We start from the raw sequence: 17528 nt of genomic DNA on the forward strand, positions 1-17528 counted from the left end.
CTTTGTAGTCGAGATCGGTTACGGTGAATGAGGCTGCCGGAATATCGCGCCAGAATGAAACACCATCGTCTGCCGGATTCTGAAGAATGAATTGTTGGCTCGGCAGCGATTCGAGGTCCACCTGCGTTGCCGCTCCCTCACGTGTTACTGCTACCACCATCGATTGCGCTTGCCCGCCGACGCTGGCAGATAAAGAGATATAAGCCTCCTGGGTCTTTGGGTGAACCGCCAAGTCGTGATATTTGATCCCTCTAGGCGCTGCGCCAAGTTCGTCGATCAATAGGGCATCCAAATCTAAGAGGTTCCACGCTGCAGGTTGGGCTGTGCTCTGGCTGGATTCGGGTAGCGTATAGGCAACTATGGTGCCTCGTGCAGAGTCGGCCACAAACAGCGTCTCAGCATTGGCAAACTCCAGTACGGTTGGTGAGCTAGGGATATCCGGTTGGGTTGACCCACTGCTCGGTGCGGATGCTTCAACGGCTACTGTTTCGGTCGCTTCTGCATTTTGCTCATCGGAACACGCCGTGATGCTTATCAATAGGAAAAGGTACGACAGCGTTAGAGATGTTCTTGCTAGCATATTTCACTCCATCCGAAGTTAATCGAGAAAGCTCAGCTCGAGATGCCGGCTTGTCCAGGCTACGCAGTTCTTACAAGATCGCAACCACGCGATATCCCCTGCCACTTTTTTCATAGCGAATGTTATCGAGCTCAAAAAACCTCTTGCCCCGAATATTCACTTGCCTCGCGCTCCTCGGAAGTGACGGAACCGCCAATCCGAGTGGCGGAACCGCGTCGCGAAAAGATCCGTCAGCCTGCACGAAAAATCGACCTTCATCGAAAAAATAGTTGATTCCCTGATGGGCGATTCGGTGGTGCCCGGGGGGCAGCGCGCGAAAACCCTCCGCTCCGCCAGCTTGAGGGTGGGCTGTCACGGGCGGACTCGGCGGTGGGCCGCCCCGGGGTGGACCTTGAGCTGTGGAGTTCTTTGGTAGGTAAAGACTAACCAAAATCAACAACGTCGTCGTTACAATGAGCCTGTTGCGGGTCATGAAATTGCCTCTGATTTGGTGCAATCGGGCCATTCCTATCGCCAAAATGGCACGCTCCGAGTGAGACCTATCGTCTAATGGATTCAGCCTTGGTAAGGCACCAAATTAAGCTATTGGATAAAACACAGTGAGGGAAGGCGCATCAATAGGCACCCGCTGTGCAAAGACATGACATGAAGGAGCGAGCTGTTGGCAAATGCGGTCGACGGCTCGGAATCCTTGAGCAGCACAGTCACCTGAACCACTCCGGGTTTCCTGGAGACTCCAAATATTGACATGGATTTTTGCTGGGACGTGCGCTTTGAGTAACGCGTCCACGACGTAGCCTGGTGGTTTGCTGCGCTCGCTCATTCTGTTGGGCCAATCGATGATTAGAAAGCAAGGCGTTTCAGAGGGACCAGCAAAGAATGCTGTTGTACCCTCTATCCATTCGTCCTTGGAGAAAGTTGGACCACTTTTGGGCCACTCAGCCAGTTTCGAGCAGTAGTGCGAGGTTGCGTATCGTAGAGCGATCGCCGCTAACCTGTTGATTTATATGCTCTATCGAGAATTCAAAGCAGCCTCATAATGCGGGGGTCGGTGGTTCAAGTCCACCCATAGCCACCAAATTGCTCAGGGTGTATTCCGGAGACATGGTTTACACCTTATTCCGAGTTCATGGCTAACACGTTAAGGCCTTGGTGCGTGGCCGCGGTACCTAGAGTTCTTCGACCTGGCAGTTGGCAATGGCCCCTTGCTTTCGGGGTCACGTGAACTCGGGCTCAGACCTTGAATTGCCACGTTCGAGTCACGGGAACGCAGTAGGCCCTTCGGCCGGCCCACATGCAAAATGTGGCATTTCGAGATCTGACCCGCATCTGGCGCATGAAGGTGATCGCTACGGGATGGTGAGTTCCGCCGCCGCTGGGGCAACGCCACTCAGCTCGAAACTGTCCGAGAAAACGAGGCTGTCAGCCGGTATGCGTTCGACCGCGCCCGTGTCACAAGGAGTACCTCTGGTGTTGCCCCGCTGATCGACCGAAGCGCAGTCCATCGCTTCGTCAATTAAGGGACTGTCGAGCCGGGGCAGATGAACCAGGCGCTCAGTGCCGACGCGAGCGAGTGGCAGAATGCCCAGATCAGACACCATTCGATCGTCGGAATTGGGCGTCAAACAAGACGCGTCGTCTACCACGTTGCCGCCGCCCGACTCCGGCACGCTGCCGGAAAAAAACAGCGAACAGCTGCCAGCGATCGCTGTGTTGGTAAATAGCGCGGTGGCGCCGATCAGTTCGATGCTCGGAGGTGGGCTGCCGAGAAACACCTCTGGGCCCGTCACCGTAACGTGCTCAAGCGTCGCACGGGTGCCGCCCGCGGCAAACAAAGCGGAGACACCGTTCTGTGATCCGTTGCCGCCGATCGTGTTGTTGGTGGCCACAAGTGTGCTGCCGCTGACCAACGCAATACCGCCACCCGTATCTTGCGCGAAATTGCGAGTGACGCTGCTCTGGGTGAAAACCACAGCGGTATCTCGCGCGTAGATACCGGCTCCCAGGCCGTCAGCCACGTTGCTGTCGATGGCGCACCGCTTAAGCACAAGCGTGCTGTCGCTTACCCAGATCGCACCGCCGTCACCCGAGTTTGGAATGCCGCTCTCTGTGGCACGGTTTTGGAACAACAGACAGTCTTCGACCTCTACGAAGGCCGAATCGATCCGAAGCGCCCCACCGTTGCCGGTGAGCTGATCACCGCCTCCAAAGACGGTGAGAGAGCGCAGGACTACATTTGGGCTTTGGGTAATCGTCAGAGCGCTGAGGCCGCTTAGTGAGCGGTCAATGAACACGTTTTCAACAACGCTTGCCTGGACCGCGGTCAGTTGGAGGCTCGTGCGTTGCCCCGACACGTCCAATCCCGCGATATCAGCAACCTCCGAGTCGATAATCCGAACGGCGACGCCCGGTGCGCTGCCATCAAGGATGCTGGAGTCGAGCATCCGGAAGCGATTGAGCGCGTCAGCGCTGATAGCAGTCGCCGAGGAAGGAGACGCGCTCTCGTTGTTCAGAAACATTGAGCCGATCACATCAACTTCGCCCGTGAGAGCAAAAATGCCAGCACCCGACCCGGCATTCCTATCAAATGTTGATCTCGCGACTTCTAGCCGGCCGCCGGAAAATATGGCGCCGCCGAGCCCTACCGAGTAGTTGCCGACCAGCAGCGAATCTTCCAGCGTTACGTCCACGCCCGGTCCAATACAAATACCACCACCGCGAGCCAGCACCTCGGCCCGGTTGTCGCGAATCTCTGAGTTTTCAATTCGCACCGGTCCGTTGTGGAGCCCCAGGCCGGCACCGGCGCAGTTCAGCCCGCCGTCCTGGCCCTCCGCCAGATTGTTGCGGATGACCGAATCAACAATCCGCAGCCGAAAATCCGGTTCGACCACTCCCGACAGCGGCGGCCGTACGGTGACCCCACCCCCCATAGAGTTTCCCCGGGAATTGGTGACAGTCACGCGTTCCAGCTCTGCGCTGGCTGATGATTCTCCCGTGACCACAACTGCGCCCCCGTCGATGTTGGTAAAACTCGAAATGGCCAGGTCCTGAAGCGTGAGCTGACCACCGGCCCGCACTTCAAAAGCAGCGTTGAGATAGGTGAAATCGGCCTCGATCACCGTTTGCCCCATGCCCGAGCCGAGAATCAAAATCTCGCTTCGAATAACCGGTCCCGCGCCGGTCTGCGCCAGACGAAAATTGTCCGCGGTGAGCACCACGGTGTCCTGTCCAGCCATGGTGTTCGCTAGCTCAATGGCCCCGGTTAGCGAACAGTCGAGCGGCGCTGGTGTGCATGCCGAGGCCTGAGGCGCGTGGTCGGTGCGATCCACCGTCAGCGTGGCGGCGGCCGACGTTTCCAGCACCGCGATCAGCAGAACCAGACTGAGAGAGAGGGCTCTTGGGAACATGAGTTTTCCTATCTTGGATTGACTCCTTAATTCTTAGCGGGGTCAGCTCCCGGGGACCTGAACTGTTCCTGAAATTTTCGGATTTTCCGGAAACTAGCGCTCTTCTGCGCTCGGGGTGGCAGGCCAGCAGGCTGAGGATCTGCTCTGGCACTTGGTCCCGAACCCTGGCTTTCGGCCCCTGGCTTCGGCTGCGATATGCCTTTGGGCCCTGCGTGCCCGCCGTCTCGGCGACCCGAGAATTTCGCGCTATGCTTGTTCGGTAGCGGCCGCCGGCGAGGCGCTCATGCAGTATCGATTTGCCGATTTCGTGCTCGACCTACCTTCGCAGGAGCTGTTGGGTCCTGAGGGTCCGATTGCGCTTCGCCCTCAGGCGTTTGAGGTGCTGCATCTGCTTCTGAGTTCGGCGCCCGATCTCGTGACCAAAGAGGCCTTGCTGGACCGGGTTTGGGGGCATCGCTCCATCTCAGAGAGCTCGTTGGCCCAGGTGATCAAGGAGATCCGGTCGGGGCTGGGGGACTCGGCCGAGAAATCTCAGATCATTGCGACGCGACATCGCCGGGGCTACCAGGTGGTTTTACCGGTGGCTGTTGTGGATCCAGACATCACCCCGGATTTTGCCTCGCCATCGGGCGACCAGCCGTTTCCCTGGCGGCGGCTGGGCTGGGCCTTCGGCGCGGGTGCGCTGATCGCGATAACGTTGGTGGTGGTTCTGAAGCCGCTGTCCTCGCCGCCGGCTGCAGCCAGCGATGGCTGGCCCACTCAAGCAAGCGCGCGCCAGCTAGTCGACACGGCGCTGGATGCCGCCTGGCGGTTTGATCTGCCCACCGCGCTGACGCTCCTGGGTCAGCTTGACCCGCAGGACATCTCACCCCGGGTGACGCTCACCCAGGCCAGGCTGCACACGCTTCGAGGTGAGCGTGAGTCCGCATCCTTGGCGCTGGCGCAAATGCGCGCCCGGTTACCCACGCTTCACCGCCGCGATCAGATCTATTTTCAGGCCGTAGAGCATGAGCTGGCTGGCAATCACCATCTGGCGGTGGATCGCTATCGGGTGCTGAATGAGATGACGCCCCAGGACGTGGACTTCGCGCTGGCGCTTTTTGATGTAATGGATGCCGGCTCGGAGCCCGTCTATGATCGGCTGGGCCGGATGACCTCAGTGCCGTCGGCCAGGCGTCTTCTGCTTTCCGCTAAGCAGGCCGGCCGCAGTCGCCAGTTTGCAGACCGGGTGAGCCAGGCCAACGCGCTGATATTAACCTGCGAGATGGACTGCCCCGAGCTGGCCGCTCTCGCCCGGCACCAGCTTGGGTTGGGCCAGCGATCGCTGGGACAGGTTGAGGATGCGTCGGTCAGTTTCGCAGAAGCCGCGACGGAGCTGGAGTCCTTCGGCCTGCTGCGGCCGGCGATGCGGGCGCGGCAGTGGCAGATCACCGTGGCGATGCGATCCGGTGACCTGAACCTCGCCGAAGCCGGTGTTGACGATTTAGAGCAACGCCTTGGCGCTCTGGACGACCCCTACCTAAAGGCCAATCTCACCCGCATGCGCGGCCACATCGCCCGGCGCCGGGGCCGGGACGAAGAGGCGCTGGGCTACCTGGCTGCTGCGGCCAGTGAATTTGAACAGCAGCAAAACCTGGACGAGCTGGCCTCAACGCTGATGTCTCACGGCGGGCCGCTGCGTCGACTTTCCAGGGTCGATGACGCTCGTGAAGTCCTACTCCGGGCACTTGCGGTGGCGTCGGAGGCGGGCAGTCAGGAAACCCGAGGCCAGATTCTCGGCACGCTGGCGGGCATCTACACCGATCAGGGGCGCTACGACGAGGCCATCCGGTACGGCGAGCAGGCGCTGGCCAGCTTTCGAGAGCTGGGCAGTCGAAACTCCCAGGCTGTGGCCCTCATGAACCTGGCCATCACCTACAGCCACCGGGGCGATCAGGCCGGCCAGAAAGAACACGCGCTGCAGGCACTGGAGCTGGCGCGGGAGCTGGGGCGCAGGTCCATGGTGGCGTTGGCCGCCATCAACCTGGCGGTGGTGGCCAACGCTGAGGGTGATCTCGCGGCGGCGCAGGCCTACGCTAGCGAATCAGAGCAGGTTTACCGGGCGCTGAATAACCCCAAAAGAATGGCCGCGGCCATGGTGGCCCGGGTTGATACCGAGCTGCATCGCGGTGATATCGACGCCGCGCGACGGGTGTTGGATCGGATGCCGCCCCTGGATGTGTTGGACGACGGCGAAATCTCCAACATCTACACACTCTGGGGCCACGTGGAGCGATTTCGTGGCCACGCCCGCGCAGCCCGTCAGTGGTACGAGCGGGCACTCAAGGTCAGGAATCAACGGGCAGGGCGCGGCCTGATCAGGGACGCAATGCTTAACATGGCCCGCCTGAGCATCGATGAGGGTCGGCCCGTTCAGGCCGAGCAGACTGCCCGTCAGCTGGCCACCGAGGCTCAGTCGGAGGGCGTCCCCGGCGCCGAGCGGGACGCACGCCTGGTGCTGGCCGCGGCGCTGCTGGCCCAGGGCGAACTGGCGAAGGCTCGAACCGAGCTAGACACGGTCCAGCGTCTACTGGCCGTGGTTCCGTCGTTTGGTCTTGAGCTGGAAGCGGCACTTCTCAGAGCCCGCGCGGACGGCGCCGGGCACTCCCAGACAGAACGGCTGGGCTGGGTCATCTCCCGGGCCGATTCGGCCGGATTCCGGCGCCTGGCGTTGGAGGCCGAGGGCATGGTCATGACCCCCGAATCGAGGGCTGGCCGATGGCAGGAAGAGGTCAATGCACTGGATCTTGGGTACCTGCTGGCACCGCGTGTGGTTCTGGGCGACAGTCGATAAGTCTATTAGAAACAATGGCCTAGCTGGGTTCTGACAAGTGCTTGGGAGAAATTTCACGGAAATCTCAAGCAATTCTCAAGCATCTTTCCCTCCTCTGCACCATCGTTCCGTCACCTTTTCGGCGGAGGCGGATTCATGCAGAAACGAATCGACACCGGCGTTGTGGCCGGTTGGCTTGTCCTGGCTTTATTCACACACAGTGCGGTCCTGCAGGCCCAGGACATCACGCTGGTCTCGGTGCCTGACGATCCTTTGGTGCTCGGGATCCAGGGCGCTGGCGCGTCCGAGGGATGCTCGCTGAGCGCTCAGGGCCGGTACGTGGCGTTCTCGTCGATGGCCCACAACCTCGTCCCCAACGATCACAACGCCGTGCGTGACGTTTTTCTCAAAGACCGGATGTCCGGTGATCTGCAGCGGCTCAACCGCTTCTCTGATGGGTCGGAGTCGATCATCGGCGCCGAATCCAGTGACGTGGTGATCAGCGCAGATGGTCGGGTGGTCCTTTTCGTGACCGGCGACAACCTGAATGCGGTGGGCAGACACCCAGGACGCGCGCTGTACTGGATGGACCGGGCCGACAACGAGTATCAGGTCGTGTCGCGGTTGGCTGATGGTACCGTGGACAGCGTGTCGTCTTCGATGCGGGGCGTCAGTGTTTCCGCTGACGGCCGCTACGTCGTGTTTGATGACGTCAGCGATGGGTACGTGGTGGATGATACGGACGGTGTCAGCGACGTATTTCGCTACGATTCCGTCACCCAGCAGCTTGAGCTGACGTCCACCGACGGCGCCAGCATGAACACCAGCCTGCCGGTCTTTGCCGGCGGAGTGTCTAACAACGGTGACCGGATTCTGCTCACCACCGCAGAAAACTGGGTGCCGGGTGACGGCAACGGCCAAAATGATGTGTTCGTCAAATCCATCGGCTCGGGCACGGTGTTTCGGGTGTCGGTGGACAGTATCGGCATGGGGGCCTTTTCGCCAGACACCGCCTGCGATCTGTCCGGCGACGGCGAGGCCGCGTTATTTCTCACCCGTGATCCGCTGGTTGCGGGAGACAGCAACGCCTTACCTGACCTCTTTCTTCATCGTCCCAGCGGTGCCAGCACGCAGCTCGTCAACACCGGCGCCATGGGCGAGTTCAGCGATGCCCAGACCGAGTGTGGCTTTGTCGACGTGACCGGCACCAATGCGGTGTTCGCCAGCGCAGCGAGCACGCTGGTTGGCCCGGTGAGTGGATCGCTCAGTCCTTACTTCAAAAACCTGATTTCCGGAGAGGTCTCACTCCTGGCCCAGGCCAGCGGCGATCTGCGGGTGACAGACTTCAGCGAAACCGCGAGCACCGTGTGCCTTGAGAGTACCGCGGTGGACGTGGTGGTCGCCGACACCAATGCCGTGAACGACGTCTTTGTGGTGGAACCGGGCCAGGTTCCGGAGCGAGTCAGCGTGGCGACTGAGCCGGTGCCGCTGGAGATCGATCAGGCTGGCAGCTTTAGTCCGGCCATGAGCGCTACGGGCGACCGGATTGTCTTCGTTTCCAGCTCCCGCTGGATGGACGGCCAATCGGGCTACAACGTGGTGGGCGGGCGGCCGGCAGGCAATCAGGTCTATCTGCATACGGTGTCCACCGGCGAGAATGTGCTACTCAGCCGCAGTGTGAATGGCGGCCCGTCGGATGGCTCCAGCCGCCAGCCTGTGATCAGCGCTAACGGTCGGTATGTCGCCTTTCGTTCAACGTCCACCGACCTGCAACCGCGCCAGCTCCCGGCCGGAGACTATGTCTATCGGGTCGACGTGGACAACCTTGCCGTGGTTCTGGTCTCACTCACTGCCGCAGATGCCGTCATTGAAGGACAGCAGCTGACGGTGTCCAACACCGGTGCCGTCGCGTTCATGACCGACGACCCTGATTTGCTGCCCAACGTGACCAATCCCTCCGATCAGATTGTCTATTGGTCGGGCACGGAGTTTGATCCCGTCGAAGTGATCACGATTGATCGAATGGGGGATCTCGCTGATGAGCCCAGCCAGCGACCGCATCTGTCGTCGGACGGTAACTATCTGGTGTTTCTGTCAGAAGAGGCCGACCTCGTCGACAACCCGCTGCCTCTCGCACAGGCGATCTTTGTCCGCGACCTTAACAGCGATGTGACGCAACGAATCGCGGGTGCAAGGATAGGCGGAACGTCCCGGGCGCAACTGTCTGGGGATGGTCGGTACGTCGTGTTCGATCGACGTGAAGTGGTGAGTGGGTCGTCCCTGGTCCTGAGCCAGGTGACTCTATACGACCGCCTCACGGCGACGGAGATCAGCTTGACTGGCCCGGCCAGCGGCAGCGGTATCGAGTCGGCAGAAGAGCCCGTGATTTCGGACGACGGAACGCACGCGTTGTTCAAGATGTCGGACGGCGGGGACCAGTTCCTGATTCGCTTTAAGATCGGCGTCGAGTGGGAATCCATGCTGACCCTGAACGGCTTTTTCGGGCCTGACGTGCCCGACGCGCTGGCCATCAACAACGATGGCACCCGGGCGGTGTTCGACACATCCACAAATTTGATCCCTGAGGACACTAACGGCTTTTTCCTGGACGTTTATCGTGTCGATAGAGAACCCATTGGCGTTGAGCCGCCTTCGGGACTGCCCTTTGCTGATGGCTTCGAAGCGCGGCCCCTGCCATGAGCATCAGATACACGGTGTGCGTTGTCGCCGCGTTGGCGATGACGCCGGGGCTGGGTGCCCAGGAACTTTTCCTGCTCAGCAGTCCCGAGGATCCAATGATCCTGGGAGCGCAGGGCAACGCCCCGAGTCGGGACTGCCGGATTGGGGGGAGCCGCTTTGTGGTGTTCAGCTCCCGAGCGCAGAATCTGGTCGCCGGGGATCAAAATGCCAGCGAAGACGTTTTTTTAAGAGATCTGGATCTGGGGGTGCTGCAGCGGGTCAGCGTGGACGATGCCGGCAACGAAGCTCCCGGCGACAGCCTCCGCCCGGACGTGAGCGACGACGGCCGATGGGTGGTTTTCGAATCGGCCGCCGTCCTTGCGCCGGGGGCGACGGGCACCGGCATCGTCCACGTTTATTTGCGCGACCGCATGCTCGGCACCACCACTATGGTGTCCCGTACGGCCGCTGCGGTGGGGAACGGCTCCAGTATGCAGCCGCGTATCAGCGGCGATGGCGGCCAGGTGGTCTTTCAGTCGTTTGCCAGCAATCTGGTGACGGGCGATACGGATAACTGCCCGGATATCTTTGTCTATAGCGTGGCGACGGGTGGCCTGCTACGAGCGTCGACCACCAGCACGGGGCAGCAGGCGGACAGCTGCCACCATGATCCCGATATCGCGGACGACGGTGCCAGCGTGGTTTTTCTGTCAGATGCCAGCGACCTGGTGGCGGACGACAACAACTTCCATCGCGACGTGTTTCGTAAGGATCTGTTGACCGGCGGCGTCGAGCGGTTGTCCGTGAGCACGGCCGGCGGCGATCCTGACCGCCCCAGCTTCCGCCCGTCCGTCAGCGGCGACGGCCAGAGTGTGGTGTTCGCGTCGGCGGCACGCAATCTGGTGGATGGCGATCGTTTTCTCAAAACAGACGTCTTCTTGCACGACTTGATTCAGGTGCCCCCCATTACCCGGATCAGCGTGCCGGATGCTGGTGGTGAGGCGGATGCGGTGAGCACCTCGCCGGCGATCAGCAGCGACGGCCAGACGGTGGTGTTTCAAAGTCGCGCCTCCAACCTGACGGCGGGCCAGGTCCCTAGTCCCAATCAGCCCTTTGTGTACGACCGCACCACGGGCGTTCTCACGCCGCTGTTGACAATTCCTGCTGCCGAGGCCACCCAGCTGGCCAGCAGCTCAGATGGATCAGTGGTTTGTGCTCAGTCGCCCAGCGAACTGGTTGCTGAGGATCGGCTCCTCAACACCGGCGACGTGTATGTCTGGGATGGCCCAACCGCCACCTGGGCGCTGGCGAGCGTCACGGACACGCCCCAGCCCAGTCACAGCAACGGGCACAGCGTGCAGCCCGACATCAGCGACGACGCTCGTTTCGTGGTGTTCCAATCCGACGCCAGCGTACTGGACGAGGCCCTGGCGGACGATAGCCGGTTTTCCGACATCTATTTTCTGGATCGGGAAACCGCCGCAATCGAGCGGTATCCGGAAACCGTCACCGGTGTGCCCGGTAACGGCGATTCCCAAGGCCCAACCATATCGGCAGACGGTCGCTATGTAGCTTTCATGACCCGCGCCACCAACCTGGTGAACGACGACAACGAGCCCAACCTCGACGTGATGCTGGTGGATCGGTTGACCCTGGAACTCCGGCTGATCAGCTGGGGTGTCGCTAACGCCGGGGACTCTGACTTCGCCCAGATCGATGGCTCGGGACGCAGGGTGATTTTCCGCAGTCACGCCGATGATCTGGTGGCCGGAGACAGCAATCAAGAGCCTGATATCTTTCTGTGGGAGCGGGATGCCTCCCTTTCCAGGCTCAGCGTGTCGTCCAGCGAAACCCAGGCCAACGGTGGGAGTGGTGCACCCCGCCTGTCCAGCGACGGCAACTACGCCGTGTTTGTTTCCAGCGCCGATAACCTTGCTGCGCTTGACCAAAACGAGGCCGCGGACGTTTTCCTGAGAGACATTGAAAACGGCTCAACCCAGCGAGTGAGTGAGGACGAGTTCGGCCTGGGCGGAGACGCGGACAGCCTTGCTGCGGACGTGGCCGCCGGCGGCCGTTACGTGGTGTACGTGACGGAGGCGAGGAACCTCACGCCCTCCAATCGTGATGGGTTGAACGTGCTGCGCTGGGACCGATTTACCGGGAGTAGCGAAAACATGAGCCTGGTTTTGCCAGTGGATGAGCAGATCACCGCGGAACTGGTGCGCATCAGCGACAACGGCCGGTATGTGTTCTTCAGCTCCAACCGCCAGCTGGGGCTGCTCAGCCAGCAGAACCTGTGGCGCTTTGACACGCGGGAGAACGAGCTGCTGCGGTTGACAAGCACTTCCGCAGGCCAGGGCAGCCAGGCCCCTTTGCACGGAGGTGCCATTCACCAGAGCGGCCACTACGTGGTGTTTTCAGCCGCGGACGACCAGTTGACGCCGGCTGATCACAACGGGTTCTACGATGTGGTGTTGTCCGATCTTCGCGGCGAGCCCGGCACGCTGGGGTTTGATCTAGGCCAGCTGGTGGTGAATGAGGGTGTGGGGTTTGTGCACCTGCCCGTGCGACGCCGGGACGGTGCCCGCGGCGGCGTGAGCATCGACTACGCGGCGGTGAACGGCAGCGCCCTGGGCGGCAGAGATTTTGTCGGTGCGTCCGGCGTGTTGATATTTGGCGATGCCGACGACAACGACCAGCCCGTCAGCATCCAGATTCTGGATGATGCTGAAAACGAGCCGGACGAGAGCTTTCTGGTGGCGTTGACCAACGTGCAGGGCGGCGCCAGCCTAGGGCTGACCACTCAGTTTTTCATCACAATTATCGACGATGATCCGCTGGTCGACCCAGTTTTTGCTGATAGTTTTGAGGCGCAGGGCAGTCTGGTGTTACGGGCCGACGACGAATGAGGGCAAAACAGGCTGCAACAGCGCTACCGAGTAGCACATCGTTAACTGATCCCAGATGTTGTTCACGATAATTCGCGGTACGCCACCAACCGAGCAGAGCTTACCCATCAGGGAACGGTCTTCAGATACCGGGGTATGCGAACGTTCAAATCGTTTCTGGGACAGCAGTGGGACAGGCTAACTTTCCTACTGAGTTTTCCCGCATTTGGGCAAAAAGTTAACCCGACCCCTTTGCTCGGGTCTCTGTGCCATTTCTATGTCACCCGCCGCGTTGCGGGGCGGTGTTTTGGGTCGTAACAAGTAGCGACTCGTTGAGCGGACGCCGCTAAGTTACTGATTTGAAAGAACCTATCAGGCAAAAAGCCTGACTCATAATGCGGGGGCGGTGGTTCAAGTCCACCCATAGCCACCAACATTCCCCGGGCACGCCGGCAACACTTTTGCTAGACAATATCCCGCTGGCGAAAACCGCGACTACATCACCGGGTCAATGTCCGCGTTGGCGAGGCGCTAAGCGTCCGCACATTCCTCGTCTGGGTTCTCGGTAACGAGAAACCGGGTATGCGCCATCCCCGGTCGTGTAAAACAAAAAAGCGCCTCAAATTGAGGCCTTTCGAGCGGTTGCGCTGGCCGCAGTGGCCTGACTCGTACTAAACGGTCTCGGAATACCCGGGGTGATTCACAGGGTCAATTTAACGTCTCTTCCGTCATCACTCTATTCGAACCTCAGTGCGTCAATGGGATTGAGCAACGAGGCCTTTCGCGCCGGATAGAAACCGAAAAAGATGCCCACGAACGCTGCGGAGCCGATGGCAAGAAATATGATCGGGATGTTGAGCAGCACGGGAATATTACTGAGGGACTGCAGGAGCAGCCCGGTGCCAACGCCGATAGCCACCCCCAGCAGGCTGCCGATCACGCAGAGAGTCACCGCCTCGACGAGAAACTGCAGCAGAATATCGCGCTGGCGGGCCCCGACGGCCAGTCGTAAGCCAATCTCCCGGGTCCGTTCGGTTACCGATACGAGCATGATATTCATGATGCCGATTCCACCGACGACAAGAGCAATCGACGCCGTTGCAGCCAGCAACAGGCCCAGGGTGCTGGAGGTTTCACTGCGGGCCCTGACAAACTCAGCAAAATTCGCCACGGAAAAGTCGGCCTGGCCGCCTGCAGGAATACCGCGAATCTGCTGAAGAACCCGGTCCAGTTCGGCTTGTGCTGCCTGAATGTCCTGGTGATCGTTCACCGTCAAGTAAATGCTCCCAACCTCGTCAGACACCGACCGGTCCGTTCTCCCGATCACGCGCATTCGAGCGGTGGAAATGGGTACGAATATAATGTCATCCTGGCTGCGACCGAAGGTTGACTCGCCCTTGCTTTCCAGCGTTCCGATCACTGTAAAGGGGACGTTCCTGATCCGAATGCGTGCGCCAATCGGCGAGGCGCCCGCAAACAGTTGTTCGATCACGTCAGCACCCAGAATCGCTACTTTGCCGCCAGAACTGACTTCGCGTTCGGTGAAATTGCGGCCCGCTTCGATTCGCCATTGGCGCACAGGTACATAGTCGGCGTGAATGCCTGTCACCGCGGTGGTCCAGTTCTGGTTGCCATAAATCACCGGAGCGTTAGTCACCAGACTTCCCGAAATACCGTCGACAAAATCGACGCTTTCACGCAGTCGATTGATGTCTTTCTCAGTAAACGGCGCGGCCGAGCCCGCAGCCTCACGACGCCCGCCCGAGCGGTTTGCGCCTGGCCTGATTGTGAGCATGTTGCTGCCCAGTTGAGAAATGGTCCGCTCGATCTCGGCCCGGGACCCGCTGGATGCCGACACCATCACGATGACTGACGCAACGCCGATGATAATGCCGAGCATGGTCAGAAAACTGCGCAGCGCATTCACCCGCAAGGCGACGATTGCGACTAGCAGAATCTTCCAGAGCTTCACGCTGATGAACGCCCGCCGCCGGGCACCGCCAAATCGCCCACCAGTCGACCATCCCTGAAACTCAAACTCCGGCGGGTGGCCCCCGCGACCTCCGGCTCGTGGGTGACGACAATAATCGTTATGCCGGTCTCATTGAGCGCCGCGAACAATTCCAGGATGTCGCTGGAGGTCTGGGTATCAAGAGCGCCCGTGGGCTCATCAGCAAGGATGATGGTCGGGTTATTCACCAGCGCCCGCGCGATGGCTACCCGCTGCTGCTGCCCGCCGGACAGCTGGGTTGGCTCATGATCCACCCGGTTTGAGAGACCGACCTGATTCAGACAGTGAAACGCCCGAGCATTAGATTCATCTGAGCGTTGAATATCAGAGTAAAGCAGGGGCAACTTGACGTTCTCAAGCGCTGTGGTCTTTGGCAGAAGGTTAAATTGCTGAAAGACAAACCCAACCGCGCGGTTCCGGTAGTCGGCGAGTTCGTCGGCTGTTCTTGCGGATAGATCCACGCCGTCCACGATCAGCTCGCCTGACGTTGGGGTATCCAGTGCGCCAATCAGGTTCATCAGGGTCGATTTTCCTGACCCGGACGGACCCATAATGGAGAGATATTCACCGCGGCCGATAACCAGGTCTACATCGCGCAAGGCGTGCACGGTTTCCGAACCCATGAGGTAGTCTTTGCAGATGCCCTGGCACTGCACCAGCGGTGCGCTCATTGCGGCGAGTCGAAAATTCGAGTAACCACAACCAGACCCTCCTGAACCTCCGGGCCGGTAACCTGGGTATGAGTCTCGTCACTGATTCCCAGACGGACCGGCATCGGGCCGATGTGACCGTCGTTGCTCTGGACCCAGATTTGCGCGGTACGGCTGTCCGCTGCCTGGCGTCTAAGTGCTTCGTACTGCTGATACTGCGCTTCGTCGAGATTTGCTTTCAACACACTTGCGACGCGCTGCTGCATCTGTTGACGCATTTGCCGCCGCGGATCGCTGGAATCTTCCGACATCGGAGAAGGCTGCCCTTGAATACCGCGGATTGCGCCGCCGCGGCCTTCTCGCATCTGCTGTAACGAATCACGGATTCGGGTCTCCTGCTGCGGGCTCAGAGCCAACTGCTCCAAAATGGAATCAACCGGGTTACGCCCAGTGCGACGCCAAGCCCCTGCGTCCTGGCCCCCAGAGCCTGCGCCATCCGTTGCCATCTTCGCCAGGGCAGACCCCGGGGCTGGCCCGAACCGCACCGCATCATTGGTGATTCTCAGGACGTTGGAGCTCTTACCGGTAATGATCTCCACCATGGCAGTCATGCCGGGCAACAAACGGCGACCAGGATTCGCAGCGTTGATGATCACCGTGTAGGTGACAACGTTGTTCGTTTCGTTCGGCGCCAGGCGGACCTGGTCGACACGACCCCCAAACTCAAGATCAGGAAATGCATCAACAGAAAACGACACGTCGTTTCCGTTGCTGACGTTCCCGATGTCAGCCTCGTCAATATTGGCCTCGATCTGAATCTGGGTCAGATCCTGAGCGATATAGAACAATACGGGGGAGGACAGACTCGCGGCGACAGTCTGGCCCTGATCCACAGCCCTTTCGATCACAATGCCATTGATCGGAGATCGAATTCGGGTGCGCTCAAGGTCGATCTCGGCGGATTCCAGCGACGCCTCACGCTGTTTTTTCGCCGCCTGTGCGTTTTCCAACTGCGCGTTTGCCATCGTGAGGTCAGCCTGGGCCGCGTCATGGTTGGCGACAGCGGAATCCAGCTCAGATGAGGACAGCGTTCCCTGGGCGGCCAGCGGCTGGGCTCGCTCCAGGTCCCGGCGGGCGCGCCGCAGGTTTGCGTCAGCACGATCCACGCTGGCCCGCTGCAGAGCAATATTGGCATTGGCAACGTCCAGGTCCGCTCGGCTTTGCAAAACCCGGGACTCAAAGCTCTGAGCATCGATCAGCGCCAGTAGCTGCCCTTCCTGAACTTCTGTGTTGAAGTCGACGAAGATCTCTTTAATCTGTCCGGAAAGCTGTGACCCGACCTCCACCGTCACCAGCGGCCGGACCGCGCCGGACGCTGCCACCGTTCGCAGGATATCGCCCCGATCGACCAAGGAAGTCTCCACTCGTAGTGTCTGGGTCCCGGTCTCCCTATCTCCCGCGAGATAAAAACCGGCGAAGATCAGCAGCCCGGTAGTCGCAAGGGTAATGGCTAATCGAGTCATGGTGATTTTTGGCATGTTGTCATTCGTCACCCGTCCTTAACAACCATCTGAACTCAAATCCGCCGGCAATCTGAACCGTCGATACCAATGGATCGCTGAACCTTTCATCCTAAGACCTCGCGCAGAGCCGAATCGGCTTCAGGGCGCGACCAGGTCACTGTGCACGGCCGCAGATTATGCAGAAACATCAAAAAACTGTGGGGAGCGACGTACGCGATTAAGCGAGAGCGCCTCCAAAACCCCATGGAGATTCGGAATATTAACCTGATGTCGCAGGTAGAAGCGGGTGAAATGATTGCCGTCGACACGTCCAGGTGTGGAAGATTACCAGCCGGCGAAGTTCCAGGCATTCGATTTGCTCAGCCCCCGGGTACACCTGGCAGGCGGGTGACGTGGCGGCCACAAAGATTGGTTGCTTGGTTCACGCCCAGCATCGTCATATCTCGCTCCAGCTCCGCGCGCATTAGCTCCATGCCCCGATCCACGCTGGTCTCACCGGCAGCGGCAAGGCCATATAGGTAGGGGCGACCAAAAGAACAAGCGGTAGCGCCTGCGGCGATAGCCTTGATGACATGTGTCCCGCGGCGTATCCCCCCATCGACAATCAGGTCCGGGCCAGCCCCCTTTCCACATCCTCTGGAAAAGGGGTCAGACAACTTTTTAGTGCACCCCAATCCTCTAATGAGTTTTCTGACCCTGTTTCCGGAACGGTCGCTCTCGGCAGCGAAAACCGCTTGTCAGTTGTTGGCGCGCTGAACGATGTGTTCGGATACCTTTTTTGGGCAAACCTATGGCGCCTGGACACACTGCTCATTCTGACGTGACTAAGTCAGGGCTTTGTATCTTCTCCCGCGTTGGCAAAGCCCCATTAACTCCGGTTGCCCAAACCGGTGAGGATAAATCCCGGTCTGACGTGTCAGCCAAGCCTGGTACTTGAACCTGACCCCAAAAATTCTGACCCCAAAAACTCTGACCCCA

At 60.0% G+C, this 17528-nt stretch carries 9 protein-coding genes; 3 read left to right on the forward strand and 6 right to left on the reverse strand.

Annotation, left to right across the window (positions count from 1 at the left end; all coding sequences use genetic code 11):
• Both AAF358_24295 and AAF358_24300 read right to left on the reverse strand, forming a co-directional pair.
• Positions 1-580: hypothetical protein (locus AAF358_24295; GenBank protein ID MEM7708700.1), on the reverse strand; the 580-nt coding region annotated here is incomplete at its 3' end.
• A gap of 1349 nt (positions 581-1929) precedes the next feature.
• The gene (locus tag AAF358_24300) at positions 1930-3987 is read right to left on the reverse strand and encodes a right-handed parallel beta-helix repeat-containing protein (GenBank protein MEM7708701.1); all 2058 of its coding nucleotides are present in this window, start codon (positions 3985-3987) and stop codon (positions 1930-1932) included.
• A 283-nt stretch (positions 3988-4270) separates the two neighbouring features.
• Between AAF358_24300 and AAF358_24305 the strand changes: the two genes are divergently transcribed.
• From AAF358_24305 to AAF358_24315, 3 genes are all read left to right on the forward strand, one after another.
• Entirely contained in the window at positions 4271-6820 is a 2550-nt protein-coding gene (locus AAF358_24305; GenBank protein ID MEM7708702.1) for a tetratricopeptide repeat protein, read from the forward strand.
• A 135-nt stretch (positions 6821-6955) separates the two neighbouring features.
• The gene (locus AAF358_24310) at positions 6956-9499 is read left to right on the forward strand and encodes a hypothetical protein (protein ID MEM7708703.1); all 2544 of its coding nucleotides are present in this window, start codon (positions 6956-6958) and stop codon (positions 9497-9499) included.
• The gene (locus AAF358_24315) at positions 9496-12387 is read left to right on the forward strand and encodes a Calx-beta domain-containing protein (protein ID MEM7708704.1); all 2892 of its coding nucleotides are present in this window, start codon (positions 9496-9498) and stop codon (positions 12385-12387) included. Before AAF358_24310 ends, AAF358_24315 begins: the two co-directional genes overlap by 4 nt.
• Before the next feature lie 715 nt (positions 12388-13102).
• Here AAF358_24315 and AAF358_24320 read toward each other — a convergent pair.
• The 4 genes from AAF358_24320 to AAF358_24335 form a co-directional block, all read right to left on the reverse strand.
• The gene (locus AAF358_24320) at positions 13103-14338 is read right to left on the reverse strand and encodes an ABC transporter permease (protein MEM7708705.1); all 1236 of its coding nucleotides are present in this window, start codon (positions 14336-14338) and stop codon (positions 13103-13105) included.
• Positions 14335-15048, reverse strand: coding sequence for an ABC transporter ATP-binding protein (locus AAF358_24325; protein ID MEM7708706.1), 714 nt, complete (start codon positions 15046-15048; stop codon positions 14335-14337). The genes AAF358_24320 and AAF358_24325 overlap by 4 nt, the downstream gene beginning before the upstream one ends.
• Positions 15045-16550, reverse strand: a complete 1506-nt coding sequence (locus tag AAF358_24330) for an efflux RND transporter periplasmic adaptor subunit (GenBank protein MEM7708707.1) — start codon at positions 16548-16550, stop codon at positions 15045-15047. Before AAF358_24330 ends, AAF358_24325 begins: the two co-directional genes overlap by 4 nt.
• Positions 16551-16909: 359 nt before the next feature.
• A complete protein-coding gene (locus AAF358_24335) occupies positions 16910-17224 on the reverse strand; it encodes an alpha-hydroxy-acid oxidizing protein (GenBank protein ID MEM7708708.1) in 315 nt (104 codons plus the stop codon).
• Positions 17225-17528: the final 304 nt, after the last annotated feature.

The organism is Pseudomonadota bacterium, from assembly GCA_039033415.1.
GTDB lineage: Bacteria > Pseudomonadota > Gammaproteobacteria > Xanthomonadales > SZUA-38 > JANQOZ01.

Excerpts from the sequence above, each read along its gene's own strand:
- AAF358_24300 (MEM7708701.1), bottom strand. The coding sequence starts at position 3,987 with ATGTTCCCAAGAGCCCTCTCTCTCAGTCTGGTTCTGCTGATCGCGGTG.
- AAF358_24310 (MEM7708703.1), top strand. The coding sequence starts at position 6,956 with ATGCAGAAACGAATCGACACCGGCGTTGTGGCCGGTTGGCTTGTCCTG.
- AAF358_24325 (MEM7708706.1), bottom strand. The coding sequence starts at position 15,048 with ATGAGCGCACCGCTGGTGCAGTGCCAGGGCATCTGCAAAGACTACCTC.
- AAF358_24305 (MEM7708702.1), top strand. The coding sequence starts at position 4,271 with ATGCAGTATCGATTTGCCGATTTCGTGCTCGACCTACCTTCGCAGGAG.
- AAF358_24330 (MEM7708707.1), bottom strand. The coding sequence starts at position 16,550 with ATGACTCGATTAGCCATTACCCTTGCGACTACCGGGCTGCTGATCTTC.
- AAF358_24315 (MEM7708704.1), top strand. The coding sequence starts at position 9,496 with ATGAGCATCAGATACACGGTGTGCGTTGTCGCCGCGTTGGCGATGACG.